Genomic DNA, 26,956 nt, shown 5'->3' with positions numbered 1-26,956 from the left:
GAGATTACAGAGTGTAAAGGTGATTTTCCTGGCCGTAAACGGCTTACCGGGCGGGGACGCGACTCGGCAGGCTCATACACTTTGCCGATGATCAGAGGCCGGGGGAAGCGCGTTGCCGCGGTCCGTGGGAAGCGCCTGGCGGCGATGGTGAGCCTCCCGGTGCTGCCACTGGCCTGGTTCGTCGCGCTGCAGGAGCAGCCGCCCTGGATGGCCGGCGCGTATCTCGGGTACCTCCTGCTCATCATCGCCGTACCGGGCACGATGTTCTGGCGGCGGCTCACCGGCGGCACCGGCTGGTTCGCGGCGGACGCGGTCCTGGGGACGGCGTTCGGCCTGGCCGTCGAGACGCTGATCTATCCGATCGGGATGCTGTTCAGCATGCCGTTCGCGGCGCTGCTGATGCCGGCGCTGGCGTTCGGGATGTGGCGGGCGCTGCCGCGGCGCAAGCTGCCCGAGCGGCCGACGCCGTGGTGGGCGACGGCCGGGGCGATGGTGGCGGTCGGCGTCGCGGCCGCGTGGTTCGTCCGCGTCGGATCGCAACTCATTCCGCTGGTGGGACCGGACGCCCTCCGGCCGAACTCGGACGCCCCGCACAACCTCGCGGTGGCGGCCGAGCTGACGCACCACTTCCCACCACGCATCCCGTACGCCGATGGCAGGTGGCTGACCAGCCACTGGGCGGCGTACGACCACATCGCGTCGTCGCACTGGATCACCAGCGTCCCACTCGACGTACTGACGTATCGGATGGTGCCGTTCGCCTGGATCTTGCTGACGGTCTTGGGAGCCGCTGCGGTCGGCATGCTGCTCACGGGCCGCGCTGTCGCCGCTCCGATCGCAGCTGGACTCACTGTGGCCGCCGGTAACCTGATCGCTTGGCCGTGGGCGGTGTCGGACCGGGTGTTCGCGGATGGCCCGTTCTCACTGGGTCAGCTGACCAATCCGCCGCAGGCGTTCTCCACGGTGCTGTTGCTGCCGCTCATCGCTGTCACTGCGTTGCTCCTGCGCCGCAAGCCCAGTCAGACGCGCGGTCAGGTGTTCCGGCTCTTCGTCGCTGCCGGAGTGTTGATTGCCGCGTTGGCTTTGACGAAGGCGACCACACTGCCGGTCTACGCCACCGGGCTGGCCGCTGCGTGGATCTATCTGACGGTCCGGGCCGGACGGCTCAACCTGCGGGCGCTGGTGCTCGGTGTGGCGGTCGCCGCCGCGTACGCGGTGACCTTTTTCGTCGTACTGCGTGGGGCCGCGTCCGGTGTGCGATTCGATCCGGGCGCGACGTTCGAAGACCTGGCCGACCAGATGGGTGGCGAGTCCGCGGTGGCGGTCATCGCGGTCGTCGTGGTGCTCGGCTGGGTCATGCCGGCAGTCGGCGCACTGCTGATCAGGCGACGCCTGCCACGCGACCCGATGCCGGTGTTCCTGCTCTTCGGCTTCGCCGCCGCGATCCTGGGCGCGTCCCTGCTGTACGACGAGGGCCTGACTCCGGTGTTCTTCGTCCGCAGCGGCTTCATCTACGGCGTACTGCTCGCGACCTGGGGTCTCGGGTCGCTGGAGCGTCGCCAGTACTACGTGGCAGCGATCGCACTGGCCATCGGGGTCGCCGCGATCTACTGGGGCCGCGACCGATCGGACGGTTCGTGTACGTCGACCAGCTGCTTCGCACAGGGCCCCGCGGTCGCTTTGGTGATCGCAGCCCTTGGTATCGGTGTGTTTGGGCTGGTCTTGCGCGGCTCACGTCGTACCTGGGCTGTCATCGTCGTAGCCGTCCTGTTGGGTACGACGGCGTCGACCACGGTGGCGTCGTTGCGGAAGTTCGCCACACCGCCGTTGACGGAGTACGCCTCCATCGCACCGGGCGGGATCGAGGCGGCGCGGTTCATCCGGCGGAACTCCGGGTCGGAGGACCTGATCGCCACCAACGTGCACTGCCAGCGCGCCCGCGCGTCCCACTGCCTCACCGGCTCCTACTGGATCGCCGGGTATGCCGAACGCCAGGTCCTGGTCGAGGGCTGGGCCTACCAGAGCCGAGTCGACGACACGTACCCCGACGGCGTCCAGAGCGCCTTCTGGGACCAGGAGGAGCTCCGCCTCAACGACGAGGCCTTCACCAACCCCACCCGTGACGTCGTGGAGACGCTGCGAACCAAGTACGGCGTGCAGTGGCTGCTGCTCGACGAACGCGTCAGCGCACCGCCCAAGAACCTGGACCGCCTGACCGAGCTCCGGTTCCAGTTCGGCACGGTCCGCGTCTACCAGCTCTACCCGCCCCCGCCGGCCAACCCGTTCCCGTCCCAGACCCCGTCACCAACCGGCACGCCGTCCCAGACGCCGAGCTTCCCCACCGGCTCGCCCACCCTCCCGACCCAGACGCCCGGTCTCCCGCCCCAGACGCCTGGGATCTCAACCCTGACTCCCGGACAGACCCTCCCGAGTCAGCCCTTCCCAACCGGAAGCCTGCCAACAGGCAGCCTCCCGCCCACCTTCCCCACCGGCCCCCTCCCCACGCAACTCACCACCACCCCAGGCCTCCGAAGCCCCTGACGACTTCAAGGTCCGTGGATGGCTGGGGGCGTGCGGCTCGACAGGAGGTGTCCGCCCTAGCGTCGGCCGGGGCGGCCGGGCCAAGCGTGAATGCCTCGCTCGACCAGCACCCCTGGCCCGACACCTCCTGTCGAGCTGCACCCCCGCCGACCTCGCTCACTTCGTCCACAGATCCAGGAGAAGAGCCGTAACCCCGCTTCCTGGTCCCCGCCCTCACGAAGACGACCGTTAGCGGGCCGCGAAGGCTACCGATAGCAGGACTGTCAGTGCAGGGAGATGGTTGGGATGGGGATGCTCTGGTTGGCTAGGCGGTCCAGGGCGGTGACTGTGTAGAGGTACTTCGTGCCGGGGGTTGCTGTGGTGTCGAGGTAGGACTGGGTGTCGCCGGTTGAGCGGACTGTCGCGATCAGGTTGCGGGCGTCGTTGTCCGGGCAGTGGTCGCCGCCCAGCAGCTCGCGGCGGTAGATCGCGTACGAGGTGGTGTCGCTGGTCGTACGACGCCACTTGACCTGGACGCCGTCAGCGGTGCGTGTGGCCTGGACGGCGTGGACCGGGAGGGGCGGACGGGAGTCCAGCGACGGCATCGCGGGGATGAGGGCCGGACGGGTGTACCAGATGTTGTTCAGCAGTGTGGTCGCACCGAGGCGGTCGGCACGTACGTCCTTGGCGGAGAAGTAGATGTTGCCCTTCACCTCGGGGATCGTGCTGTCGAACGCCAGGTGGTCACTCAGCTCCTGCGGATCCGCCCAGTCGGGCGACTGCGTCGACGTACCGACCTTGTACGTCGCCTCGCCGATGTAGAGGTGCACATGGGTGCCGCGGACCTGGTCGGCCCACCACGGGACGATCTTGTTGTAGTCGGCCGGCGCGAACCCACCGGCCCAGTAGACCTGCGGGACGATGTAGTCGATCCAGTCCTCGCGGACCCACTTGCGGGTGTCCGCGGCCAGGTCATCGTACGTCTGCACGCCCGCGGTGGTGTCGGAGCCCTCCGGGTCGGTGGCCTTGTTCCGCCAGACCGCGAACGGCGAGATGCCGAACTTCACCCACGGCTTGATCGCCTTGATCCGCTGCTGGATCTCCTGGATCAGCAGGTCGATGTTGTGCCGCCGCCAGTCGGCCAGCGTCGGGAAGCCGGCGCCGTACTGCGCGTACGTCGCGGCGTCGTCGAAGACCTGGCCGGCCACCGGGTACGGGTAGAAGTAGTCGTCGAAGTGCACGCCGTCGATGTCGTAGTTCGACACCGCGTCCATGATCGCGTCCTCGACCAGCTTGCGGGCCGCCGGGATGCCGGGGTTGTAGTAGAGCTTCCCGCCGTACGTGACGACCCAGTCCGGATGCTGCCGCGCCGGGTGGGTGGGGATGAGCGCGTTGATGTCGGTGCCCATCGAGAGCCGGTACGGGTTGAACCAGGCGTGCAGCTCGAGGTTGCGCTTGTGCGCCTCGGCGACGGCGAAGGCCAGCGGGTCGTAGCCGGGGTCGCCGCCCTGCGTGCCGGTCAGGTACCGCGACCAGGGCTCGACCTTGGACGGCCAGAAGGCGTCCGCGGTCGGACGGACCTGCAGGATGACCGCGTTGTGGTGCTGGCGGACCGCATCGTCGAACCAGGAGATCAGCTCGGCCTGCTGCTGTGCCGCGCTCAGACCGGTCTTGGACGGCCAGTCGATGTTCACCACCGACGACACCCAGCTCGCCCGGAACTGCCGCAGCGGGGTGGTCGGACTCGGGGCACAGCTCTGCTGGTCCGCGGGCACCTGCGCGGCCGACGCCGTACCGGCCACGCCGCTCAGCAACAGACCTGCCGTCACGCCTAGAACACCCATGGCTCGCCAGACTCTCATGTCACTCTCCGACCGTCGTTCAAGGTGAAGTCGAAAGATGTTTACACAACCAGGCGCTTGAAGTGAAGACGCTAGGTTAGGTCTATGTTCCGCGCCGCCACCGAAGCCGATGTCGATACCATCCGGCGCCTGCGTAACCAGCAGGCGAATCGCGACGTCAGCATCACGGCGCACGAGATCAGCGCGGACGAGCACGCTGCGTGGTGGGCGAAGGCCTCGGCCGACCCGACGCGGCGGGTGCTGATCTACGCGCGGGACGGCGTGACCGCCGGAGTCGTGAACTTCTTCGACATCGAAGGATCGACCGGCGCCTGGGGATTCTTCCTGGACGCGGACGGTCTCGCGGAGCGTGGTGAGACGTTGCCCGCGTGGATCGAGGTGATGCGCGAGGCCACGTCGTACGCGTTCGACGAGCTCGGCCTCGACGTCCTCACCGGTGAGGTGCTCGAGTACAACACCGTGGTCCGGCAGATGAACCGGCGGTTCCGCTTCACCGAGGGTACGCCGGAGCAGCGGTACGCCGACGGCCGCGAGATCACCGTGATTCCGATCAGCCTGCGCAAGCAGGACCGTAGACAGGGGAAGTAAGTGAGCACGATCGAGATCGGCGGAGTGCCGGTCGGGTCCGAGCACCAGCCGTTCGTCATCGCGGAGATGTCGGGCAACCACAACGGCGATCTCGAGCGGGCCAAGGACATCGTCCGCGCGGTGGCGGCGTCCGGTGCGCAGGCGCTGAAGCTGCAGACGTACACCGCGGACACGATGACGCTCGACGTCGATCTGCCGGCGTTCCGGCTGCCGCTGGAGCACGAGTTGTGGAGCGAGGCGCGGCTGTACGACCTCTATGCGGAGGCGCACACGCCGTGGGCGTGGCACGAGCCGATCTTCGAGCTGGCGACGTCGCTCGGGCTGGTGGCGTTCTCGTCGGCGTTCGACCAGAGCGCGATCGACTTCCTGGAGAAGCTGAACGTCCCGGCGTACAAGGTCGCGTCGAACGAGATCGGCGACCTCCCGCTGGTGCGCGGGATGGCGGAGACCGGGAAGCCGATCATCATCTCCACCGGCTCCGCGACGCTGACCGACATCGACGCCGCCGTCCGCGCGGCCCGCTCGACCGGCAACGAGCAGATCATCGTGCTGTCCTGTACGGCGAGTTACCCGGCGCCACCCGAGCAGTCCAACCTGCGCGCGATCCCGGTCCTCCGCGACGCGCTCGGCGTCCAGGTCGGGCTCTCCGACCACACCATGGGCATCGGTGCCGCGATCGCCGCGGTGGCGCTCGGCGCGACCGTCATCGAGAAGCACGTGACCCTCAAGCGCGCGGACGGTGGCGTCGACGCGGCCTTCTCCCTGGAACCGCAGGAGCTCGAGTCCCTCGTCGAGAACACCCGCATCGCCCAACTCTCCCTCGGCCGCCCGATCGTCGGCCCCAAGCAGGCCGAACAGAACGTCCTCCGCTTCCGCCGCTCGCTCTACGTCACCCAGGACGTCCACGCCGGCGACCCCATCACCCCCGACAACGTCCGCTCCATCCGCCCGGCCGGCGGTCTGGCCCCCGACACCTTCCAACAGGTCGAAGGCCGCCCCTTCCGCGTAGACGCCAAGGCCGGCACTCCCCTGACCTGGGACCTGCTCTGAGAATGACCCAGTATTTGTTGTTTCCGGGGCGGCATCATGTGTTGACCCGGTTTCAAGGGGAGTTCCTCGAGCGGTTTGCGGATCGGACGGTTGTCTGGGCGGTGACGTCGGCCAATCATCAGACCACCAAACGGAATCCGGTGGGCTTCGATCGGCACGAGGCGGCGATCGAGCGGTTCAGTGTGGACACGGGGATTCGGTCGTTGGTGGTGGGGGTGGTGGATACGCCGCCTACGGACGAGTTCGCCGAGGTGACGGTCAAGGCCATCGAGGCCGGCACCGATGACCTGGTGCGGTTGACGCCGGAGAACACGGTGGTGGCATGTTCCACGCCTGAGGTGAGCAAGCTGTACGAACAGCTCGGCTTCGCGGTGGTCGGGGTCGAGCCGGAGGGTACGGCGCGGCCGTGGGACGTGTTGCTGATGATTGCTGAGGGCAATGATCAGTGGCGGGACCTCGCACATCCGGCGACCGTGGACGTGTTCGAGCGGTACGCGCTGGACGCACACATCCGGCGGTGTGTGAACGACCCGGTGGTCGGCGACGACGGTGGGCTCACCACGACCCGCGACTACAAGACATACGCCGACGCGTTCGAAACGGCTGCGGGCCGGAAATGGCAGCAGATCAAGGATTTCGTCCGGCCCGGCCGCATTCTCGACATCGGCTGCGCGACCGGCGCGACGTTACAACTGATCGACGGCGATCCGCGGTTCCACGAATCGGACCTGATCGGTGTCGAGGTCGCCCGGCATTTGTACGCCGAATGCGTGCACAAGAAGGAACAAGGCCTGTTCCACAACCCGAACGTCTATTTCTACCAGCGCAACATGCTCGGCTCGGCCGTCTTCCCCCCGCGGTCGATCGACACCACGCTCACGCTCGCGCTGACCCACGAGATCTGGTCGTACGCCGACGGCTCGCGACCGGACACCGTCCAGCGGTTCGCCGACGCGCTCTTCGCGCACACCGCACCCGGCGGTGTCTGGATCAACTCCGACGTCTGTGGACCCGCCGAGCCGGACCGATCCGTCGTACTGCGGCTGCACGACAGCGACGGCGCCAATCCGGACGGCATCACCGAACTCGAATCCCTCGACGACCCAGCGGCGTACGTGAACGGTCTGTCCACGCGGGCTCGGTTCTTCCAGTTCGCCCACGACTTCCGGCGGAACGCGAACGTGCCGTTCGAGTACGGCGTCCGCGGCGACGGGCTCGTGCTCCGGCTGGCCGACGCGATGGACTTCCTCACCCGCAAGGACTACGTCGACAACTGGCTGAGCGAGACGCACGAACAGTTCTGCGGCCTGAACTTCGCCGGCTGGTCCACAGTCGCCGAGCGGGCCGGGTTCCACATCGATCCGGCGTCGAAGGCCTGGCGCAACGACTGGGTGATCGAGCACCGGATCGCGCCGGTCGCGTTCCTCACCTCACCCGATGGCGACCCGATCGACTGGCCGGACACCCACCAACTCCTGGTCGCGCGCCGCTGATCAGCGCACCTCGGCGTGCAGCGTGCCCGCCAGCGGCCGGACGGCGAGAGTGTGCGAGTCACGCGACATCGTCAACGGCAACCGGCTGGACAGGAACGGCTCACACTGCACGGCATGCGACGAACCGTCCAGCGCCGTCGCGAACAAGATCCAGTCCGCCGGGACCTCGTCCCTCCGCAACGCATCCACGTCCACCACAGCCGCCCACCCGTCGTCCGAGACGGTACGGCGACAGGCCACGTCCACGTAGTCGTCGGAGCCGGCCAGGTACCGCCGCCAGCTGAACCCAATGTCGCCCCAATCCGGCCCGCGCACCACCAACATGTTGCCAGCAACAACAGCAGCGGTGGCCGTCATCCGGATCGGGGACTCGTGCAGGTTCACGTACCCACCGGTCGACCGGGTCAGCATCACCACCCGGCCGCCCTCGGCATGCGAGACCAGCCGGTCGCCGGCCGTCCACAACAGCACCTGCTCCTGACCCTCGCGACCGCGCATCCGGAACGCCCGCGTCGTCCGTTGGCTGAACGGGTCGTCCGGATTCGTCTCCTCGATGATCGGCCGGATCGGCAACCTCGCGGTGAAATCGCGGCCGTCGATCTCCAGCGGGACCTCTTCCTCGCCGCCCGCCACCGGCCGGGTGACGAACAGGACCGGGTGGTCGAACCTCGACCGGCCATGCAGCACCAGCGCATCCGGCGTCTGCTCGACCGAGGTCAACCGGCACGGATCGGTCAGCCGCCGAACGGCGAAACAGTCATCCTTGCCGGGACCCGGCTGAATCCAGCTCGTGTCGTCGATCCACGCGCCCGGCGGCCATCCCGGGCTGCCGGCCCGTTGCCCGCGCAGCGTGTCCCGCCGCCGTACGCGGCCGGACCTCATCGTCACGTCGAAGTGCGCCGGACCGGCCGTGCACTTGGCGAGCAGCTCACGATCCAGCAGTACTTCGAACCCGACCAGAGCCTCGTCGCCGTGCAGATCGGTCTCGGCATACCGCCGTACCTTCAACGGATAGGGCCTGCCGGCGATGACGAGTGCGATGCGGAGGCTCGAGGCGCGTTTGGTCTCCAGGTGCCGGATCTCGGCCGTGCCTTTGACCGACAACTTGCCGTCGACCCACGTCACCTCGCGCACGCTCGTCGCCAGCGTCAGGTCCTGCTCCGACGCGACGTACAGCTCCTGCGGTACGGCGGCCTCGCGCACGCCGGGGTAGTCGAGCTGCCACCGCCCCGACCGCCGTACCGCACGCACGTCCTGGCGTTGTCCGTCGCGGAACACCGCGAGCCGCCGGAGCAGCTCGACGTCACCGGCCCGAAGCGCCGCATACTGCAGCCGGTCGAAGCGAGACGCTCCGTCGAGCGCCGATGCGTCCAATCGGTCGATCAGCTCGTGAGTGACCTCGACGAGCTGCTGCTCTTCCTCCGCGGGAACCGTGCCGAAAGCCGTCAACAGGGCCTGCAGGTCGATCTGGGTGAAATGCGAATGCACCCGCTCGCGCACCGGCGGCAGGGCGTCCTCGACCAGATCCAGCACCATCCCGGCCGAGACGACCCGGTCGCGGAGGTTGCCGAGCTGGAACTTCTGCTGCGTGATCGAGTCGCCCGACTCCCGCTCGCGCCAGTAGTAGACCGGAGCGGCGAGCGTGTCGACGGTGACCGCCGCGAGATGCGCCTTCAGGGTGACCGGGTAGTCCTCGTAGCGGATCGCCGGGAACCGGAAGCCGAACTCGTCCCAGAACGAGCGCCGGTAAACCTTGTTCCAGACCATCCGATCCAGCACCAGGTCAGGCGTTTCCGACACGTGGGTCGCCAGCCGGTCCTGGGTGAAGCACTGCCGGTGGAGCCACGACGGCCGGACCCCGTAGCTGTTGTTGAACCGCCGTGCGTTGCCGCCGGCGAAGTCCGAGCCGGTCCGGTCCAAGGTCCGGACCAGCATGCCGAAGCCGTGCCGAGTGACCAGATCGTCGCTGTCGACAAAGGCGACGTACTCTCCGACGGCGTGATCGACACCGGTGTTGCGCGCGGGTCCGAGTCCTGCGTTGTCCTGCGCGACGATCCGGAACCGCGAGTCCCGGATGCAGTACTCCTTGGCGATCACCGCGCTGTCGTCGGGTGAGCCGTCGTCGACGAGGATCGCCTCGAAATCCGTCCAGGTCTGCCGTGCGATCGACTCCAGACAGTCGCCGATGTACGCGCCGACGTTGTAGAACGGCACGACCACGCTGAGCCGGGGCCTCACTACCGCAAGCTCCGCAGGCGACGGCGGAGCTTGCGGGCCACTACCCGCGGCTTGCGGACCTGGGCGGCGTGGAACACCACCCGGGAGAGGGCGTACGTGCGTGATCCGCGGATGCGCTCGTGGTCGGCGGTCAGCTTCTGCAGCTGGATCCGAAGCTCGCGGATGCGGTTCTCGCGCGTCTTCATCGCCTTGTTGCGGAATCCGAGCGTGCGCTCGAGACCGTAGACATGCCCCTTCAGCTCGAACAGCTCGCGCCGCGCAGCCTCGGCATCCGCCAGTGCGGTGCGTACGTCGGCGGCCGCGTGCTCGCGTGTCTCGAGTACAGCGGCCAGCGCGGCGGCCAGTTCCTTGCCGCGGGCAACATGTCCGGCGGAGGCCGGTGCGGTGTCGGGTGAGGTCGCCTGGACCGGCTCCGGCAGCTCGACGCCGGACATGCTCATCCAGGTGGACACCAGATCGTCGCCGACCATCCACGGCGGCCACGGGTGGCGCCGATGGTCGCCGATCAACCGATCGTGGAACCGATACCAGGCCGCCGCCAGCAGGTCCGCCTTGTCCGTCGGTTCCGCAGTCACCCATGGCGAAACCCCGTAGGCAAAGGTGTCTCCATCGACCACGACGTCGTCCCACCGAAGCACGACCCGCGAGTCAGCAGCCCAGTCCCCGAGGCAGGCAGCCAGTCTCCGGAAGCCGGGAACGTCCTCGGCGGCTGCCAGCCGGAGGAGAACGGACTCGACGGTCACACCGCCGGGAACAGCAGCCGGGACGACGCTCGCGTCAAACACAGGAGTGGTCGCGGACGCCAAGGAGTCGACTGCCGCCGCGAGGCTGTCGGCCTCGGGGTGATCGGCCGTGGAGCGGTCGGCCATGGGCGGTGAGGTAACGGTCGTCCGCCAACCGGCGGGGCCCTGGTCTGCAGTGAGAACGGCCGGGCCGGTCTGGGCGTAGACGGCGTGGGCGGCCGGGACGCCGGAGATTGCGAGCCACGCGGTGGGGATAGCGGGCAAGAGGCCAGCCCGGGCGGCGGAGTCGACACCTTGGGCGATAGACGAGAGCAGCGGAACGTCGGCCGCTTCCAACGCATCCGCGGCCAGACGCGTAGGCAACTCACCCGGCCGGGCGGCCGCGGCGACCTCCGCGGCTACGAGGGCCCGCGAGCCGAAGTCGGCATAGATCGCCGCCGTCCACGGCAACGCGGCTTCGAACTGAGAGACCGAGACCGGGCGCGATGGGTCGTCGTGCAGCGGCCGCCACTCGTCGTCGCCGTGGCGCTCGTCCGCCGGACGGCTGTCCAGCAGATTCACCAGAGCGAACTCGTTCTCGAGACCGAGCACGACCACCGCGTCCGGAGCAGCGAGCGCCGCCAACGCGTGCAACCGCTCGGTCCAGCTGAGGTTCCCGCTGTCGTAGCCAAGAACCCGATCAAGACCGTCAGCGGCGATGACCACCTCGAACGGCTCGGCGCGAAGGCCGTCCAGCGCGCCGGCGACGACCTGGAGGCGGTCGGCGAACTCCGCAGCCAGCTCCTCGGCATCCGACACCGAGCGGACCAGGATCGTCGCGTCGGCGGTCCGGTCGAGGACCGCCGAGATCAGCGGGCGAGAGTGCGGGCCGACGATCAGGGTGCGGCGGTCGCTGGGGAGGACGTCGGCCAGCACGGCGGCCAGGGCCGGATGGTGGTCGGCGCGGTCGGTCCACGGTTGCATCTCGCCGAGGACCACCTGCAGGTCAGACACGCTCTCTCCAATCGAACAGCATCCGCAACTCCGCGGGCGGCATCATCCAGGGTTTGCCGAGCTCCAGGTCGGTGGTCGCCCGGGCGGCTTCGAGGTCGATCGACGGACCGAGCATCTCCGGCCACAGCCGCTCGATCCGGCTCTGCCCACCGAACAAGGGGTTCTCGCCGTCCATCTCCATCGGGTCGCCGTACACCGCGGGTTCGCAGCCGGCCGCGACGCCGTAGAAGATTGCCGTCGACAACCGGTTGGCGGCGACCCGCTTGTGCCGCCGGAGCTCGGCCAGTTGCTTGAACAGGAAGCGCCGGTCCGTCCCCTCGTACGAGAACCCGCGGCGCCCGAACGACACCACCCGGAAGCCCGCGTCCTCGTAGAATCCGCGCACTTCGGGACGGTCGTACTCCGTGTAATACAACGAAAAGGTCACCGGCCCGGGCTCGGTCTCGCGGATCTCGTCGATCAATCGCTGATGGTCGCCGTGGATCTTGCCGCCCTCCCACCCGTGGAAGAGGAACCACAGCGTGCCCTCGCGCTCGACCGGCTCGGCTTCCTTCTCGAGCTCCAGCAGGTAAAGGAACGGCGCGCCGATGCTGTGGTAGTTCCGCCGGCCGAGCGCATGCCCGCGCCGTCGCGGTGCGTCGCTCCAGGTGAAGCGCCAGGCGCCGTCGTAGAACTCGTGCACCGGGTTCCACCCACAGCCGATGTTCCAGCCGTGCTGCAGATAGCCGCGCAACCGCGGCGGGTGATCGAAGTCGAAACCCGCGTAGCGACTGAGGATGTGCGTCTGGCCGTAGTAGTGGTTGTGGTGATGCATCAGCGGACCTCCACGTGCAACGTGCCGGCATGCGGCCGTACGGCGAGAACGTGCGCGTCTCGCGAGATGGTCAACGGCAACCGGCTGTACAGGAAGGGCTCACACTGCACGGCATGCGACGAGCCGCCGGGCGCGGTCGCGAACAGGATCCAGTCCGCCAGCGAGGCCAACGGGTCGTCCGAGACCCGCTCCGCCGCCGCGGGGATCAGTGCGTCCACCTCGACCGCCGCTTCCCAGTCGTCGCCGGACAGGGTACGGCGGCACGCGACGTCCAGGTGGTCGTCGGAGTCGGCCAGGTAGCGCCGCCAACCGAAGCCGACGTCACGCCAGTGCGACCCGCGCACCACCACCATGTTGCCCATCGCAACGACAGAGGTGGCCGTCGTCCGGATCGGGGACTCGTGCAGGTTCACGTACCCGCCGGTCGACCGCGTCACCGTCACGACCCGATCGCCTTCGGTCCGGGACACCGCGGACTCACCAGCCGTCCAGAGCAACACCCGCTGCTGTCCCTCGGGGCCGCGGAGCCGGAACGACCGCGTCGTCCGCTGACCGAAAGGGTCGTCCGGATTCGCCTGCGCCAGGAGGTCCGCGATCGGCAGTCTCGCGGTGAAGTCGCGGCCGTCGACCTCCAGCGGGATCTCTTCTTCGCCGCCCACGATCGGCCGGGTGACGAACAACGACGGCTCGTCGAACGACGAGCGGCCGTGCAGTACCAGCGCATCCGGCGCCGGTTCGACCGACGTCACGCGGCAAGGATCCGTGAGCCGCCGGACGGCGAACCATCCGTTCTTGCCCGGGCCGGGCTGAATCCAGCTGGCGTCGTCGATCCACGCGCCGGGCGGCCACCCAGGACTGCCCGGCCCCTGCCCGCCGAGCGTGCCCCGCCGGCGCCGGCGCCCGGACGTCATCTGTACGGCGAAGTGCGCCGGAGCACCCGTGCACAGAGCGAGCAGCTCGCGATCCAGCACGACCTCGAATCCGACCCGCGTCGTGTCACCGTGCAGGTCCAGCGCGTCGTACCGGCGTACTTGAAGCGGGTGCGGAGCGTCCTCGATGACCAAGGAGATCTGCAGGCTCGAGGAGCGTTCGGTCTCCAGGTGACGGATCTCGGCGGTGCCCTTGACCGACAGTGCGCCGTCGACCCACGCGACCTCGCGCACGCTCGTCGCCAGCGTCAGGTCCTTGTCCGACACCCGGTACAACTCCTGCGGTACGACGGCCGCCCGCAGGCCGGGGTAGTTGTAATCGAGCTGCCGAGACCGCGGCCGGGGCACTGCCCGAGCACCGCCGCGGAGTCCGCCGTCGTTGCGGAACAAGGCGAGCCGCCGGAGCAGCTCGACGTCACCGGCGCGAAGCGCGGCATGCTGAATCCGGTCGTATCGGTGAGTGGCCGCCAGGACCGAGGGGTCGAGCCGGCCGAGCAGCAGTTGCGCCAGCTCGACGAGGTGCTGCTCCTCCTCGACCGGCACCGAACCGAACGCAGACATCAGCGTGAGTACGTCGATCTGGGCCAGATGCGCGTGCACCCGCCGGCGAATCCATGGCAGGCCGTCCTCGACCAGGTCCATCACCATCCCGGCCGAGACGACCCGGTCGCGGAGGTTGCCGAGCTGGAACTTCTGCTGGGTGATCGACTCACCGGACTCGCGCTCGCGCCAGTAGTAGACCGGAGCCGTGATGGTGTCCACGGTCACGGCGTCCAGGTGCGCCTTCAGCGCGACCGGGTAGTCCTCGTAGCGGATCGGCGGGAAGCGGTAGCCGAACTCGTCCCAGAACGAGCGCCGGTAGACCTTGTTCCAGAGCATCCGGTCCAGCACGAGGTCGGGGACCTCGCAGACGTGGGTCGCGTTCCGGGTGCGGGCGAAGGGCTGCCGGTGCAACCACGACGGCCGGACCCCGAAGCTGTTGTTGAACCGCCGGGCGTTGCCGCCGGCGAAGTCGGACCCGGTCCGGTCGAGGGTCCGGATCAGCGACTCGAACCCGTGCCGAGAGACCAGGTCGTCGCCATCGACGAACGCCAGGTACTCCCCCGACGCCGCGCGGATCCCGGTGTCCCGGGCCGGACCGGGCCCGGCGTTGTCCTGCTGGACGAGCCGGAACCGGGAGTCCCGGCTGCAGAACTCCTTGGCGATCACCGCACTGTCGTCGGGCGACCCGTCGTCGACCAGGATCGCCTCGAAGTCGCTCCACGTCTGCCGGGCGATCGAGTCCAGGCACGGCTCGACGTACTCACCGACGTTGTAGAGAGGCACGACCACGCTCAGCCGCGGCGTCACTCCGGCAAAACTCCCCTCGCTGCAGCTAGGTGTGCTCCCCCAAGCACTTTCTACGTAGCGGCAACGAGGTGAACCGTCAGAAGGTTATGCACGGGCTCGAATCCGTACCGGGCCCAGACCCGCTGGATGCCGGTGTGGTGCGCCTGCGTGGACACGACCAGGCGCCGGCTCGTGCAAGCGTCCTCGATCGCGGCGAGCAGGTGACCGTACCGGCCGCGGCCCTGCTCGGCCGGGACGACGCCGGCCAGCTGGATCTCGGTCCAGGAGCGTTGCTGGTCGATCGCGGCCAGCGCGAGCACCCGGCGGTCCGGCCCGCGCAGGACCACCGCGCCGGCGTCGGCGATCCGCCGGCGGGCCCAGTCCTGCCGGCCGGCCAGGGCGAGCGTCCGGTCGAACTGCGGGTTGGCGCAGTAATGGTTCCCCGAGTCGCCGAAGACGTCCGCGGCCACGTCGTCGACCAGGACGTCGTCGGCCGCGGGCTCGACCTGCGCGCTGAACCCGGCCAGTGGCGCCGGCCGGCGGCCCTTGCCGGTCGGGAGCGACCAGAAGACGACGGTGTCGGCCAGCAGCGCCTGCCGCGGCCCGCTCGTCAGCGCCGCGAACCAAGTGGTCTCGCGGGCGGGGTAGCGCAGCACGATCACGTCGGCGGTCGATCTCTCGACGGCGGACAGCACTTCGGCGAGCGGCGTACCGGCCGAGGCGGACACGGACATCCGGTCGATCGAGACGCCGAACCGCTTCGCCGCGTCCACGGACGGCCGCACGGTCAACTCACCGGCCTCGAGCGCGTCGTACCAACTCATAGAGGACGGAGCTTAGTCGGTTTCCTCGATCGTTTCGGCGAAGGTGTGGTGTCCGTGGTCCTCGAGGCTGTCGTAGCCGACGAGGAACTGCGGGCGTCGCTGGCTCGACTGGAACAGGCGGGCCACGTACTCGCCGAGCAGGCCGAGGCAGAGCAACTGGATCGCGCCGATCACGCTGACCGCCAGCACGGTCGAGGTCCAGCCCGGGATGCTGCGCCCGGTCAGCTTGATGACCAGTGCACCGATCACGAACACGCCCGACAACATCCCACCGAGCAGCCCGAGCCAGGTCGCCAGCCGCAGCGGCGCGGCCGAGAACGCGGTCACGCTGTCGAAGGCCAGCCGGAGCATCTTCGTGAAGCTGTACTTCGTCGTCCCGGCCGCCCGCTCCGCGCGGACGTACTTCACCTCCGCACTCGGGAAGCCGAGCCACGGGATCACCAACCGGAACACCCGGCCGTCCTCCGGCAGCGAGTTCACGGCGTCGACCACCCGGCGCGACACCAGTCGGAAGTCCCCGGCGTCGAACGGGATCTCCTTGCCGACCAGCCGGCACATCAGCCGGTAGTACATCCGCGCGGTCGTCCGCTTCAGCCAGGTGTCACTCGACCGGTCCGAGCGAACGCCGTACACGACATCGACGTCCTGGTCGCGTACGGCGGTCAGGAACTCGGCGATGACCTCCGGCGGATCCTGCAGATCGGCATCGATCGTCACCACGTACTCGCCCCGGGCCCGGCGAAAGCCGGCCGACTGCGCGGCCTGATGACCACTGTTCCGGAGCAGCCGGACCACCCGCAGCTGAGCCCAGTCCTTCGCGGCCTCGAGCAGGAGCGTCGCGGTCCGATCGCGGCTGCCGTCGTCGACCACGACCAGCTCGTAGGAGATCCCGAGTCCGTCCAGCAGCGGCCGCATCCGCGCGAAGAACATCGGCAGCACTTCCTCCTCGTCGTACATCGGTACGACGACGGAGAGCGCCGGCTGATCGGTTCGCATACTTCGGGACATTACTAGCGGTGACACTCCGCATTCGTGACGCAACAGATTTCACATTACTGTTACGACATGCGCGCGAGGGCGAGGCGGCGGGGGCCGCGAACAGCGGGGCCCTCCCTTGCCGGTCTGGCGGCCGGACTGACGGTGCTGATTCTCGCGATCGTCCTGCTCGCCCTGCACTCGACCTTCTTCGAACTCGGCCGGTTCGTCCTGTTCACCGGGCTCGCGGTCGCGCTGCCCGGGTTCGCGCTGTGGCGGCTGATCGGCAGCTACGGACGCAACCTGGTCGAGGACCTCGCCGCCGGGTTCGCGGTCGGCACCGCCGCACAGGTCATCGTGTATCTGGCCAGCGCGTCGATCGGGCTGCAGGCCTGGTCCTGGGTCTGGGCGCCCGTCGTACTGCTGCTCACCTATGCGGATAGCGACGTCCGAGCGCGGGTCTGGCGGCGGGTTGACCAGCCCTTGCGACCACTGCAGGCGTGGCTGCTCGCCGCGTCGACGGCGGTCGTCGTACTGATCGTCTACCGGCGCGGACCGGGTCAGTTCCTGCCGGCGTACACGGATCCGCTGCGGGCGTACCCGGACCTCGCCTTCCAGCAGGCTCTGGCCGCCAGTGCGAAGTACGACGTACCGATCTCGACGTTGTGGCTCGGTGGCGAGCCGATGAAGTACCACACGTTCTTCCACCAGGCGACCGCCGCGACGGCCTGGGGGACGCGGATCGACCTGACCGATCTGATCCACTCGCTGAGCTGGCTGCCGTTGTTCCTCGCCGGGTGCGGACTGGTCTTCGCGCTGACCACCCGGTTCACCCCGACCGCAGAGACGGGCGCGACCTGGGCCGGGCCGCTGGCCGTCCTGATCGCCGGGCTGGGTGGGGCGGTGCAACCACTGGCTGATCAGGGACTCGGCGGGATCTCGACCGCGGTCGCGGCGTACCTGAGTCCGACGCAGAACCTCGGCGTCCTGATCGCACTGGCGCTGTGCATCGTCGCGGTCGATCTGTTGCGGTCGGGGGCGCCGCAGAGCCGGTGGGTGCTGCTGATCCTGCTCGCCCTCGTCGCGGCCGGGGCGAAGTCGACGATCCTTCCGCTGCTGGGGCTCGGGTTCGCTTTCGCGTTCCTGCAGTTGGGGATGGCCCGGAAGAGCACGCGTACGGCGCTGCTCGGTGGACTGTTGTCCTTCGTGGTGTTCCTGGCCGCGTTGATCACGATCTTCGGCGGCAGCACGTGGGGGACGCAGATCAAGCCGTTCGAGACGTTCGTCCAACTGGCGCCGTACCCGATGCTGGTGGCGAACCCGCAGGCCCAATTGTTGTCGGCAGCAACGACCCTGCTGAGCTGGGGATTGGCGGCGTCCGGACTGCTGTTCGTCGGGCGGAAGTGGCGGGACACCGGGGCGGTGTTCCTGCTGGGCTTCGCGGTCGCCGGGTTGCTCGGGACGCTGCTGACGACACAGTCGGGGGTCAGCCAGCTGTACTTCCTGCGGACGGCCTTTCCGGTTGTCGCCGTACTCGCGTCGGTCGGGCTGGCGAACCTGGTCGGGCGACTGGGCGATCGGCGGGCCGTGGTGCTCGTGGGTGTGGCCGGACTGCTCGGGCTGGCGGGACTCGCTGTCGCTCGAGCGGAGTCGGCGGACCTGCGTGGGATCAAGGGTCCTTGGCTATGGACGGCTGCCGTGCTCGGGACGGTCGCTGTGGTCGTCGCCCTTGCATGGAAGGCGTTCCGGCGGCCTGGCAACGTGTTCGTGGCTCTGCTGGCCGGTGCGGTGGCAGCGAGCATGATCGGGGCGACGCTGGTCCCACTGCAGGCGTTCGTATCGGGCAAGGCGTCCGATCTGGTCTTTGCCCACCCCTTCCGCGGTGGTGCGACCGCGGCCGAGGCCGGTGCGGCGCAATGGCTGCGCCGGAACAGCACACCGGGCGATCTGGTCGCGACCAACGCGCACTGCATCATCGAACGCAACGGCCTCTGCGACAGCCGGCACTTCTGGCTTGCCGCCCTGTCCGAGCGGCCGGTGCTGATCGAGGGCTGGTCGTACTCCAACCAGGCCAACCGGATCGCCCTCACCACCGGTGGGAACCCGAGCTTGATCCCGTACTGGAACCGCGAGGAGCTCGCCGCCAACGACGCCGCCTTCAAGGCCCCGACGCCCGCGGCGATCGAACGGCTGCGGACAGCCGGCGTGCGCTGGCTGTACGCCGACCATCGAGCCGGCGACGTGTCACCAGCGCTCCGCAACTACGTCCGGCTCCGCCACGCCACGCTGGACGCCACGATCTACGAGCTCAGATAAGCGCCAGCAGCGCGTCGGCCACACGCGCGCGGCCGAGGCCGTCCACGAGCTTCCAGCCCGCCGCAGCGAGACGGGCGCGCTCCAGCGGATCGGTCAGCAGCCGTTTGAGCACGGCGGCCGCCGGCGACGGCTCGTCCTTCAGCTCGGACAGCACGCCGACGCCGGCCGCCGTACCGGTGGCTATCGCGCGCTCGTAGCCCATCACCTGGTTGTCCACGACACAGACGAGTCCGGCCGTCGCACCGAGACACAGCAGCTCCCAAGTCGACGTACCCGATGCGCTGATGGTCAGATCGGCCGCGCGAACCGCCGCCGCCAGCTGATCGGTCGGTGGGATCACGTTGACGTGTTGCCCTGGTTGGAGCTGGATCGCGGCGATCCGCGCCGAGAGGTCCGCGGTCGGCGCGACCACGGTGGCCTCGAACGGCACGCCGGTCGCCGCGAGCGCGTGGACCACGGGCGCACCGGCGCCGAACGCGTCCGTCCCACCGAAGAACGCGAACACCTTCGGTACGGCGACCTGCCGCGGCGCGGGCGGTTCGGACGGGCGGAGGGTGAGGATCTCGTCGCGGATCAGCACGTACTGGAGGCCGGCGAGCCGGATCGTGCCGGGTGGCAGCTCGGGGTGGTCGAGCTCGGCATAGAGGTTCTGGTCGACTAGCAGGTCCGCCTCGGCGCCGCGGAAGTCGCCGTCGACGACTGCCAGGGTGGGGACACCGGTCGCCCGGACGGCACGGTAGACCGATGGGTCCAGGTCGTAGGCGTCGAAGACCACCGCATCGAGGCCGAGCCGGCCGACCAGCTCACCATGCTCGCCCGGTGTCGACACCGCCCGCTCCACGCCGATCCCCCGGGCCGCGATCTGCTCCGCGGCCCACGGCACCGTGTGCGCGTCGCAGACGAACACGATCTCGACGTCGCGCCGCCGTACCTCCTCCGCCAGCGCCAGGCACCGCATCACGTGCCCGATCCCCTGCCCCGGACCGACGTCACACCGCACCCCGACGCGTTTCACGCCCCGACCGTATCGGCTGCATATCCGCTTTCGGCCGCGGACCCCGGGTGAGAATCCGCACTTGTGGATAGACTGGTAATACGTAGGAGGCGTACTACGTAGGAGGCTAGGATGCGACTCAACAGCAAGGGCCAGGTGACGATTCCGGCCGAGCTCCGGCGGAAGCACCACCTGCACGAGGGGGACGAGGTGACCGTGGTCGAGGCGGCGGACGGGCTGCGGATCGTGCGGGTCGCGGAGGCGGAGAGCCGCGGGCAGCGGCTGGTGCGCGAGATGCGCGGGCGGGCGACGAGCGCGATGAGCACCGAGGAGCTGATGGAGCTGCTGCGTGGCGACTGACCGCACCTCCGGGCTGCTCGGCGCGCGGCGCGCCGACCCCGCTGCGGGCGAGCCGCCCGTCACCCTCGTCGACACCTGTGTGCTGCTCGACATCCTGACCGACGACCGCGAGTGGGGCGAGTGGTCCGCGACGGCTGTTGCGGACGCCCGGGACCAGGGCGAGCTGGTGATCAACCCGATCGTCTATGCCGAGGTGTCGGCCGGATTCGACCGGATCGAGGACGTCGACGCCGCGCTCCCGGCCGGCGACTTCCGGCGCGAACCGCTGCCGTTCCCGGCCGGGTTCCTGGCCGCGCACGCCTTCGTGGCCTACCGTCGCCGCGGCGGCGTGAAGACCTCGCCGCTGCCGGATTTCTACATCGGCGCACATGCCGCGGTGCAGCGCTATCAGGTGATCACCCGCGACCACCGTCCATTCCGGACGTACTTCCCCAGCGTTCGTTTGATCACGCCCGGCTGAGACGCGGGATTGAGAGAGCAGCGGAACGGGCAGCTATTGTTCGAGTCTGCACTGCGCGTACGGTGCTCGGAACTGTCCGTCAGAAGGGTCCCGCTCGAGTGTCCATCCTCACCGGCTCCGACATCCTCGTCACCGGAGGCACCGGGTCCTTCGGCCGGGCGTTCGTCCGGCATGCGCTGGACCAGCTGAACCCGCGCCGGATCATCGTCTTCAGCCGCGACGAGCTCAAGCAGTGGGAGGTCCGCCAGCTGTTCGGCGACGATCCCCGGCTGCGGTTCTTCCTCGGCGACGTCCGGGACCGGTCCCGGCTGCTGCGCGCCATGCACAAGGTCGACTACGTCATCCACGCGGCCGCCCTGAAGCAGGTCGATAGCGGTGAGTACAACCCGTGGGAGTTCGTCCAGACCAACGTGGTCGGTTCGCAGAACGTCATCGAGGCCGCAATCGATTCCGGCGTGAAGCGCGTAGTGGCGCTGTCCACCGACAAGGCGTCCAGCCCGATCAACCTGTACGGCGCGACCAAGCTGACCGCGGACAAGCTGTTCATCAACGGCAACCACTACGCGGCGGCGTACAACACCCGCTTCGCCGTGGTCCGGTACGGCAACGTGATGGGCAGCCGCGGCTCGATCATCCCGAAGTTCCGGGCCCTGCACGCGGCCGGCCAGTCGCTGCCGATCACCGACCTGCGCTGCACCCGGTTCCTGATCACGCTGCCGCAGGCGGTCGAGTTCGTGGTCGACTCGTTCGACCTGATGACCGGCGGCGAGCTCTACGTGCCGCGGATCCCGTCGATGAAGGTGACCGACCTGGCCGAGGCGATCGCGCCCGGCGCGAAGATGCACGACATGGGCCTGCGCCCGGGCGAGAAGCTGCACGAGGAGATGATCAGCCCGGAGGAAGGCCGCCGCGCGCTCGCGCTCGGCCACCGGTTCGTGCTCCAGCCCGACCTGGCCAGCTGGGGCTATCTCCCACCGGCCGACGGCATCCCGGTGGCGGACGGGTTCCACTACGCGTCGGACACCAACGACCTGTGGTACTCGATCGACGAGATCCGCAAGATCCTGGAGAGCGACGTCTAGCAATGTTGCCGTACGGACGTCAGTCCATTTCTGAGGCGGACATCGCGGCGGTCACCGCCGTACTCCGAGGCGATTGGCTCACGACCGGGCCGGCTGTCACGGCCTTCGAGAACGCCGTCTCGGAGCTGGCCGGCGGACACCGCACGGTCAGCTGTACGTCGGGGACCGCGGCCCTGCACATCGCGTACGCCGCGCTCGGCGTGGGACCGGGTGACGAGGTCGTCACCACCCCGATGACCTTTGTCGCGACGGCATCCTGCGCGGCGATGCTCGGGGCGAAGGTGGTCTTCGCGGACGTCGACGAGGACACCGCATTGATCGATCCATCGGCCGTCGAGGCGGCACTGACCGAGCGCACGAAGGTGATCGCGGCCGTCGACTACGCCGGCCAGGCCGCGGAGTACGCCGTACTGCAGCCGCTGGCGGACCGGGTCGGCGCGCGCACTCTCGCCGACGCGGCGCACTCGATCGGTGGTTTCGCCGGCGGCCGGCCGGTCGGGGATCTGGCCGACGTGACCACGATGTCGTTCTTCCCGACCAAGAACCTCACCACCGGCGAAGGCGGCGCGGTGGTGTGCAAGGATCCGTCGATCGGCCAACGGGCGCACGAGTTCCACTTCATCGGCCTCGTCCGCGACCCGGACCGGTTCGAGATCACCGGCGAAGGTCCGTGGCATCAAGAGGTGCACGAGTACGGCGTGAACTACCGGCTCACCGACCTCGGCGCCGCGCTCGGGTTGTCGCAGCTCACCCGGCTCGCGGACTTCAAGCGCCGCCGAGCCGAGATCACCGCCCGCTACAACGAAGCGTTCCACGGCGTGGACGGCCTCCGTACGCCGGTGCAGCGGGCCGGCGTGGATCCGGCCTGGCACCTCTATCCGATCCGCGTCCTCGGCGGCCGCCGCCGCGAGGTGTTCGAAGGCATGCGGGCGGCGGGCATCGGCGTCCAGGTGAACTACATTCCGGTCTACTGGCACCCGGTCTTCGCGCGGCAGGGATACCGGCGCGGCCTGTGCCCGAACGCCGAGGCCTTCTACGCCGAGGAGTTGTCGCTGCCCCTCTTCCCCGACCTGACCGACGCCGATGTCGACCGGGTGATCGACACTCTGACGAAGCTGGTTCGTTAACGTGACTGATGTGACCCGATCGAACTTGATCGGCGGAGAGATGCTCAACTGGTCGGATCTGCACCCGGTCGACGCCCGCCCCGCGGCCGCCGCCCCCGCAGCCACAGCACTCCTGGCCGCCGCCCTCCAGCCCGGGGACTCCGTCCTGATCGCCGGCCCGCACGCCGTCGATGTGATCACCACTGTCGCCACCCGTGTCACGTCGGTCGACCTGCTGCTGCGCTCGGCCCCGGACGCGGAGGAGATCGCCGAACTCCTCGACGACACCAAGGGTCAGGTCTTCTGCGGCGCCCTCGACCGCTTCGGCGCCGACGAGACATACGACGTGATCATCGCGCTCGATGGCCTGGAGCGGCTCGTCGGCCCGGACACTCCGAAGCTGACCTGGACCGAGGCCCTCGCCCGTCTCCAGTCACGGCTCGCTCCGACCGGCCGGTTACTGCTCGGCGCCCAGAACTCCTTCGGCGTCGAACGTTTGATCCAGCCCGTGATCACGGCGGCCCTCCCCCGCGACGAGGACTGGGCCCGCGACGTAGCCGACACCGCCCCCGCCGGCCTCAAACCACTACAAACCGCGTTGAGCGACGCAGGCATCGAGGTCGCCCAGACCTACGCAGTCTTCCCATCCTTGGTCGAGGCCGAGGTGGCTCTCACCGCGGTGGATGGCTTGGCGGCTGTCGCCGCCGCCAAGGCTGTTGCCGCGCGCAACGCAGGTCCAACGCTGATGGATCCGTACCGCCTGGTTCTGGACGCAGCCGAGGCGGGCCTGGGCAGGGATCTCGCACCCGCGTGGTACTTCGTCGGCAGAGCCGACGGCCAGGCGCCCAGCAGCCGACCCGAGGGCGCCGCCCCCAGCGTGCTGCCGGAGGCAGCTGTCCCCAGCGGTTCCGGTGTCCTCTTGGAGGAGTACCTCCTTGCCGCCTTGCGGGTCGATGACCAGGCGACTTTGCGCCGGATCATTCCTGACTACGTTGCCTGGCTCGGCGGCGGGGGTGCGGGTTCGCCGGACAACGTGATCCTGGACGGCGCGTCGTACCGGCTGTTCGGGGAGGCGCAGGACGGGGATGTGGTCACGCATCTCACCCGGTTCGCGCGGCGGGTGCTGGAAAGTGGCTCACGGCAACCATGGCCTGCGGGTGGCGATCCGCACGCGTTGACGGCGCGACTGGCGTCGATGGCCGGGATCACTGTGACAGAAGAGGTTTCAGCCTCGGCCGAGGTGATCCGGCCGATGGGGAGTGCCGAGCAGCTCGCGACCGTGGCACGGCTCGCGGACGAGCTGGCGCACGCGAGCGCCCGGGCGATCCTGTTCGAGGGCACGGTCAGCGGGATCCGCCGGTCGCTGCCCTACCGGGTCGGCCACGCGGTCCTCAACCCGGCCCGGGTGATCCGCCGCCGCGCGAAGCGCCTGCTCCGGAAGGTGCGCCGCTGATGCACCACGCGAACCACTTCTACGGGCACGCCAACATCATGGCGTCGTACGCCGGACTCGCGAAGCCGCCCCGGATCTGGGGCTACCTGCAGCACGGCTGGAACATCCTGGACGGCTTCGCCCACGGCACCACGTTCGCGCCCGGGATGCCGAAGTTCGTCTGGTCCGACAGCGTCCGCCGGCGCGGCCACTCGATGGGCCTGCGCAACTACTCGGTGATCGGATCGGTCTGGCTCTACCTGCTCGCGGTGAACCCCGAGCTCGCCACACCGGCAAAAGGTGCCGCGGGCACCATCTTCTACCCGTTCCACGGCTGGGAAGGCCAGCACGTGCTGGGCGACCACGGCCGGCTCATTGCCTCGATCAACGAGCATGAGACCGGCCCGGTGACCGTCTGCCTGTACTGGAACGAGTACGAGAAGCAGGAGATCCGCAACCTCTACCAGGAGGCCGGCTTCCGCGTCATCACCCATGGCTATCGAGGCCTGCACTGGCGCCGGACAGACGCCAAGTTCCTGGTCAAACAGTTGCGCGAACTCCGCAGACACACGCGGGTCGCGTCCAACCGGCTGAGTTCCGCAGTTCTGTACGGCGCGTCGATCGGCCTGCAGCCGGGGGTCTACGGCGACCCGATGGTGCTGGAACACGAACATCCCTCGTTCGGCGGGCAGGCCAGGATCAAGCGGCTGTGGCCGGAGCTGGATCAGCCGTTCGTGCCGCCCGCGATCGCCCGTGAGTTCACCGACACCGAGTTGGGCGCCGGCCATCTCGCCGGCCCGGCCGAGATCCGGGAGTTGTTCCGATGGAACCCCTGACCATTGGCATCGTCACGCAGGTCCGGGTGACCAGCTCGCGGCTGCCCGCAAAAGTCCTGCTGAGCGTCCGCGGCCGGACCTATCTCGAGCATCACCTCGACCGGCTGCGCGGCACCGGCCTTCCGGTGATCGTGGCGACCACCACGAACTTCAACGACGACGTCGTGCTGGAGGTGGCCGAGCACGCCGGGGTCCCGGTCTTCCGCGGCAGCGAGGACGACGTCCTGAGCCGCTTCGCCGGAGCGGCCCGCGAGCACGGTCTGGACGGGATCGTCCGGGTGACGTCGGACTGCCCGCTGATCGATCCGGAGGTCGTTGCCGCCGGCGTCGATCGCTGGCGGACCGAGAACGATCTCGATCTCTACGTCTCGAACTGCCTCGAGCGAACCTACCCCCGGGGCATGGACTACGAGATCTTCTCCGCGGCCCGGCTGTACGACGCCGAGGCCAAGGCGACCTTGCGACCTGACCGTGAGCACGTGACGCCGTACCTGCATCAGAACCGGTCCGGCGAGATGCGGTTGCTGAACCTGCCCTGGTCCGGCGGCGGAGCGCAGTACCGGCTGACCCTGGACACCCCGGACGACTGGAAGTTGCTCGACGCCCTCATCGACGACTTCGACGCGACCACGCTGAACTGCGCCGAACTGGTCGCGATCCTTGACGCGAATCCGCAACTGGCCACGCTCAACGCCCACATCGAACAGAAGAAGCTCGGCGAGTGAGAGCGCGCGAGGCTGCGGCTGCGGCATGATTTGCGGTGATGACCACCGATGATCCAGGTTCCGAGCCGGCGAACGAGGCCCGCGCGAAGTCGTTCGGCGCAGTAGCGGCCGCGTACGACGCCGGCCGGCCGACGTTTCCGGCCGAGGCGCTGACCTGGATCCTGGGCCCGGGCCGCGGACTGCAGGTCCTGGATCTGGGCGCCGGCACCGGCAAGCTCGCCGCGGTGGCCGCCGGGCTCGGGCACGATGTGGTCGCGGTCGACCCGTCGCAGGAGATGCTCGAGGTCTGCCGCCGCCGACCCGGCATCGACACCATGGTCGGTGCGGCCGAGTCGATCCCGCTGGCGCACGCCTCGGTGGACGCGGTGATCGTCGGTCAGGCCTTCCACTGGTTCGACCACGCCCGCGCGCTGCCCGAGATCTCCCGCGTCCTGCGGCCGAACGGCGTACTCGGCCTGCTCTGGAACCACGCCGACACCGTCGTCCCCTGGGTCCGGCGGATGGTGCACGCGATGCAGGGCAGTGACCACATCGGCGGCGACCGGTTCGACCCGATGCCGATCCTGCTGCAGTCGGATCTGTTCGCCCTGGTGGAGACCGCCCGGTTCCGGCACTGGCACGACCTGGACCGGATGGGCCTGCGGCAGTTGGCCCTGTCGCACTCCCGGATCGCGGTCCTGACCGAGTCCCGTCGCGAGGCGGTGCTGGACCAGGTCAACGCTCTCTACGACACCACCGCGCGTCCACCGGAGCCGCTGCGGATGCCGTATTTCACCGACTGTTACCGCGCTCGTCCCAGCGATCTGGCGAATTACCGCCGTACTCTCGACGCGCCGGTCGCCCCGCATCTCTAAAACCGGCGAAACGTTTTGGTTGCGGTAGGTCACAAACCCGCGACTTGCGGCTAACGTGCACCTGTTCGTGTCCAGCAAAAGGGGATCTCATGGACGAGCAAATGGTGCGCGAGCGCGACGCCCGCGCCTATGAGGCGGTGTACGAGACAGCCGACTTCACCGAGCTGCGACGGCGCTACAAGAACTTCGTCGTGCCGTGGACCATCACGTTCATGGCCTGGTACCTGGCCTATGTCGCCTGCTGCAACTGGGCCCGTGGCTTCATGGACCACAAGGTGGTCGGGCACGTCAACGTGGCGCTGATCTTCGGCCTGCTGCAGTTCGTGTCGACCTTCGTGATCGCCGCGCTGTACGGCCGGTTCGCGAACCGGAAGCTCGATCCGCTCGCCCAGGGGCTCAACGCCAAGTACAAGAGGGAGCGCCGCCGGTGAGC

The 26,956-nt window shown here is 68.9% G+C and carries 22 protein-coding genes; 14 read left to right on the top strand and 8 right to left on the bottom strand.

Annotation, left to right across the window (positions count from 1 at the left end; all coding sequences use genetic code 11):
• Window positions 1-87 precede the first annotated feature (87 nt).
• The gene (locus OG876_RS14540; protein ID WP_328525372.1) at window positions 88-2,541 is read left to right on the top strand and encodes a hypothetical protein; all 2,454 of its coding nucleotides are present in this window, start codon (window positions 88-90) and stop codon (window positions 2,539-2,541) included.
• Window positions 2,542-2,804: 263 nt separating this feature from the next.
• Here the strand turns inward: OG876_RS14540 and OG876_RS14535 are convergent, their stop codons facing one another.
• Complete coding sequence (locus OG876_RS14535; RefSeq protein WP_328525371.1) at window positions 2,805-4,382, bottom strand: glycoside hydrolase family 10 protein; 1,578 nt, start codon at window positions 4,380-4,382, stop codon at window positions 2,805-2,807.
• Between the two features lie 84 nt (window positions 4,383-4,466).
• Between OG876_RS14535 and OG876_RS14530 the strand changes: the two genes are divergently transcribed.
• From OG876_RS14530 to OG876_RS14520, 3 genes are all read left to right on the top strand, one after another.
• Entirely contained in the window at window positions 4,467-4,970 is a 504-nt protein-coding gene (locus OG876_RS14530; protein ID WP_328525370.1) for a GNAT family N-acetyltransferase, read from the top strand.
• On the top strand, window positions 4,971-6,020 hold the full coding sequence (gene pseI / locus OG876_RS14525; RefSeq protein ID WP_328525369.1) for a pseudaminic acid synthase: 1,050 nt from the start codon (window positions 4,971-4,973) through the stop codon (window positions 6,018-6,020). It begins immediately after the preceding gene.
• 218 nt (window positions 6,021-6,238) lie between these two features.
• Window positions 6,239-7,513 carry a class I SAM-dependent methyltransferase gene (locus tag OG876_RS14520; protein ID WP_328525368.1) on the top strand — a complete coding sequence of 425 codons (1,275 nt, stop codon included), beginning with the start codon at window positions 6,239-6,241 and terminating at the stop codon, window positions 7,511-7,513.
• Here OG876_RS14520 and OG876_RS14515 read toward each other — a convergent pair whose 3' ends face one another.
• The 6 genes from OG876_RS14515 to OG876_RS14490 are packed head-to-tail and all read right to left on the bottom strand — an operon-like array spanning window position 7,514 to window position 16,379.
• Complete coding sequence (locus OG876_RS14515; protein WP_328525367.1) at window positions 7,514-9,751, bottom strand: glycosyltransferase; 2,238 nt, start codon at window positions 9,749-9,751, stop codon at window positions 7,514-7,516. It lies immediately after the preceding gene.
• Window positions 9,751-11,487, bottom strand: a complete 1,737-nt coding sequence (locus tag OG876_RS14510) for a hypothetical protein (protein WP_328525366.1) — start codon at window positions 11,485-11,487, stop codon at window positions 9,751-9,753. The genes OG876_RS14515 and OG876_RS14510 overlap by 1 nt, the downstream gene beginning before the upstream one ends.
• Window positions 11,480-12,301 (bottom strand): hypothetical protein, encoded by an 822-nt coding sequence (locus tag OG876_RS14505; RefSeq protein WP_328525365.1) that lies wholly within the window; start codon window positions 12,299-12,301, stop codon window positions 11,480-11,482. Before OG876_RS14505 ends, OG876_RS14510 begins: the two co-directional genes overlap by 8 nt.
• Window positions 12,301-14,580, bottom strand: a complete 2,280-nt coding sequence (locus OG876_RS14500) for a glycosyltransferase (protein ID WP_328525364.1) — start codon at window positions 14,578-14,580, stop codon at window positions 12,301-12,303. Before OG876_RS14500 ends, OG876_RS14505 begins: the two co-directional genes overlap by 1 nt.
• 50 nt (window positions 14,581-14,630) lie before the next feature.
• On the bottom strand, window positions 14,631-15,383 hold the full coding sequence (locus OG876_RS14495) for an N-acetyltransferase (RefSeq protein ID WP_328525363.1): 753 nt from the start codon (window positions 15,381-15,383) through the stop codon (window positions 14,631-14,633).
• A 12-nt stretch (window positions 15,384-15,395) separates the two neighbouring features.
• Window positions 15,396-16,379 (bottom strand): glycosyltransferase family 2 protein, encoded by a 984-nt coding sequence (locus OG876_RS14490; protein WP_328525362.1) that lies wholly within the window; start codon window positions 16,377-16,379, stop codon window positions 15,396-15,398.
• Between the two features lie 144 nt (window positions 16,380-16,523).
• Here OG876_RS14490 and OG876_RS14485 point away from each other — a divergent pair, with 144 nt between their 5' ends.
• Complete coding sequence (locus tag OG876_RS14485; RefSeq protein ID WP_328525361.1) at window positions 16,524-18,674, top strand: hypothetical protein; 2,151 nt, start codon at window positions 16,524-16,526, stop codon at window positions 18,672-18,674.
• On the opposite strand, the gene OG876_RS14480 is transcribed toward OG876_RS14485, so the two are convergent.
• A complete protein-coding gene (locus tag OG876_RS14480; protein ID WP_328525360.1) occupies window positions 18,667-19,689 on the bottom strand; it encodes a PseG/SpsG family protein in 1,023 nt (340 codons plus the stop codon). The genes OG876_RS14485 and OG876_RS14480 overlap by 8 nt on opposite strands.
• Window positions 19,690-19,800: 111 nt before the next feature.
• Between OG876_RS14480 and OG876_RS14475 the strand changes: the two genes are divergently transcribed.
• From OG876_RS14475 to OG876_RS14435, 9 genes are all read left to right on the top strand, one after another.
• Window positions 19,801-20,028: an AbrB/MazE/SpoVT family DNA-binding domain-containing protein gene (locus OG876_RS14475; RefSeq protein WP_328525359.1), complete on the top strand. Its 228-nt coding sequence runs from the start codon at window positions 19,801-19,803 to the stop codon at window positions 20,026-20,028.
• The gene (locus OG876_RS14470; RefSeq protein ID WP_328525358.1) at window positions 20,018-20,488 is read left to right on the top strand and encodes a type II toxin-antitoxin system VapC family toxin; all 471 of its coding nucleotides are present in this window, start codon (window positions 20,018-20,020) and stop codon (window positions 20,486-20,488) included. Before OG876_RS14475 ends, OG876_RS14470 begins: the two co-directional genes overlap by 11 nt.
• A 98-nt stretch (window positions 20,489-20,586) precedes the next feature.
• Window positions 20,587-21,570 (top strand): UDP-N-acetylglucosamine 4,6-dehydratase (inverting), encoded by a 984-nt coding sequence (pseB, locus tag OG876_RS14465; RefSeq protein WP_328525357.1) that lies wholly within the window; start codon window positions 20,587-20,589, stop codon window positions 21,568-21,570.
• Between the two features lie 2 nt (window positions 21,571-21,572).
• Window positions 21,573-22,697, top strand: coding sequence for an aminotransferase class I/II-fold pyridoxal phosphate-dependent enzyme (locus OG876_RS14460; protein WP_328525356.1), 1,125 nt, complete (start codon window positions 21,573-21,575; stop codon window positions 22,695-22,697).
• 10 nt (window positions 22,698-22,707) lie between these two features.
• Window positions 22,708-24,129, top strand: a complete 1,422-nt coding sequence (locus OG876_RS14455) for a hypothetical protein (RefSeq protein ID WP_328525355.1) — start codon at window positions 22,708-22,710, stop codon at window positions 24,127-24,129.
• Entirely contained in the window at window positions 24,129-24,944 is an 816-nt protein-coding gene (locus OG876_RS14450; RefSeq protein WP_328525354.1) for a hypothetical protein, read from the top strand. Before OG876_RS14455 ends, OG876_RS14450 begins: the two co-directional genes overlap by 1 nt.
• Window positions 24,932-25,669, top strand: coding sequence for a glycosyltransferase family protein (locus tag OG876_RS14445; RefSeq protein WP_328525353.1), 738 nt, complete (start codon window positions 24,932-24,934; stop codon window positions 25,667-25,669). The genes OG876_RS14450 and OG876_RS14445 overlap by 13 nt, the downstream gene beginning before the upstream one ends.
• Window positions 25,670-25,707: 38 nt before the next feature.
• Window positions 25,708-26,523 carry a class I SAM-dependent methyltransferase gene (locus OG876_RS14440; RefSeq protein ID WP_328525352.1) on the top strand — a complete coding sequence of 272 codons (816 nt, stop codon included), beginning with the start codon at window positions 25,708-25,710 and terminating at the stop codon, window positions 26,521-26,523.
• Between the two features lie 89 nt (window positions 26,524-26,612).
• Entirely contained in the window at window positions 26,613-26,954 is a 342-nt protein-coding gene (locus OG876_RS14435; RefSeq protein ID WP_328525351.1) for a DUF485 domain-containing protein, read from the top strand.
• Window positions 26,955-26,956: the final 2 nt, after the last annotated feature.

Source organism: Kribbella sp. NBC_00359, assembly GCF_036097425.1.
GTDB lineage: Bacteria > Actinomycetota > Actinomycetes > Propionibacteriales > Kribbellaceae > Kribbella.
The sequence above is the reverse complement of the archived record's forward strand: the minus strand, read 5'-3'. Positions and strand labels throughout refer to the sequence as shown.

Excerpts from the sequence above, each read along its gene's own strand:
- OG876_RS14435 (WP_328525351.1), top strand. The coding sequence starts at position 26,613 with ATGGACGAGCAAATGGTGCGCGAGCGCGACGCCCGCGCCTATGAGGCG.
- OG876_RS14540 (WP_328525372.1), top strand. The coding sequence starts at position 88 with ATGATCAGAGGCCGGGGGAAGCGCGTTGCCGCGGTCCGTGGGAAGCGC.
- OG876_RS14490 (WP_328525362.1), bottom strand. The coding sequence starts at position 16,379 with ATGCGAACCGATCAGCCGGCGCTCTCCGTCGTCGTACCGATGTACGAC.
- OG876_RS14495 (WP_328525363.1), bottom strand. The coding sequence starts at position 15,383 with ATGAGTTGGTACGACGCGCTCGAGGCCGGTGAGTTGACCGTGCGGCCG.
- OG876_RS14440 (WP_328525352.1), top strand. The coding sequence starts at position 25,708 with ATGACCACCGATGATCCAGGTTCCGAGCCGGCGAACGAGGCCCGCGCG.
- OG876_RS14505 (WP_328525365.1), bottom strand. The coding sequence starts at position 12,301 with ATGCATCACCACAACCACTACTACGGCCAGACGCACATCCTCAGTCGC.
- OG876_RS14460 (WP_328525356.1), top strand. The coding sequence starts at position 21,573 with ATGTTGCCGTACGGACGTCAGTCCATTTCTGAGGCGGACATCGCGGCG.
- OG876_RS14530 (WP_328525370.1), top strand. The coding sequence starts at position 4,467 with ATGTTCCGCGCCGCCACCGAAGCCGATGTCGATACCATCCGGCGCCTG.
- OG876_RS14475 (WP_328525359.1), top strand. The coding sequence starts at position 19,801 with ATGCGACTCAACAGCAAGGGCCAGGTGACGATTCCGGCCGAGCTCCGG.
- OG876_RS14535 (WP_328525371.1), bottom strand. The coding sequence starts at position 4,382 with ATGAGAGTCTGGCGAGCCATGGGTGTTCTAGGCGTGACGGCAGGTCTG.
- OG876_RS14445 (WP_328525353.1), top strand. The coding sequence starts at position 24,932 with ATGGAACCCCTGACCATTGGCATCGTCACGCAGGTCCGGGTGACCAGC.
- OG876_RS14450 (WP_328525354.1), top strand. The coding sequence starts at position 24,129 with ATGCACCACGCGAACCACTTCTACGGGCACGCCAACATCATGGCGTCG.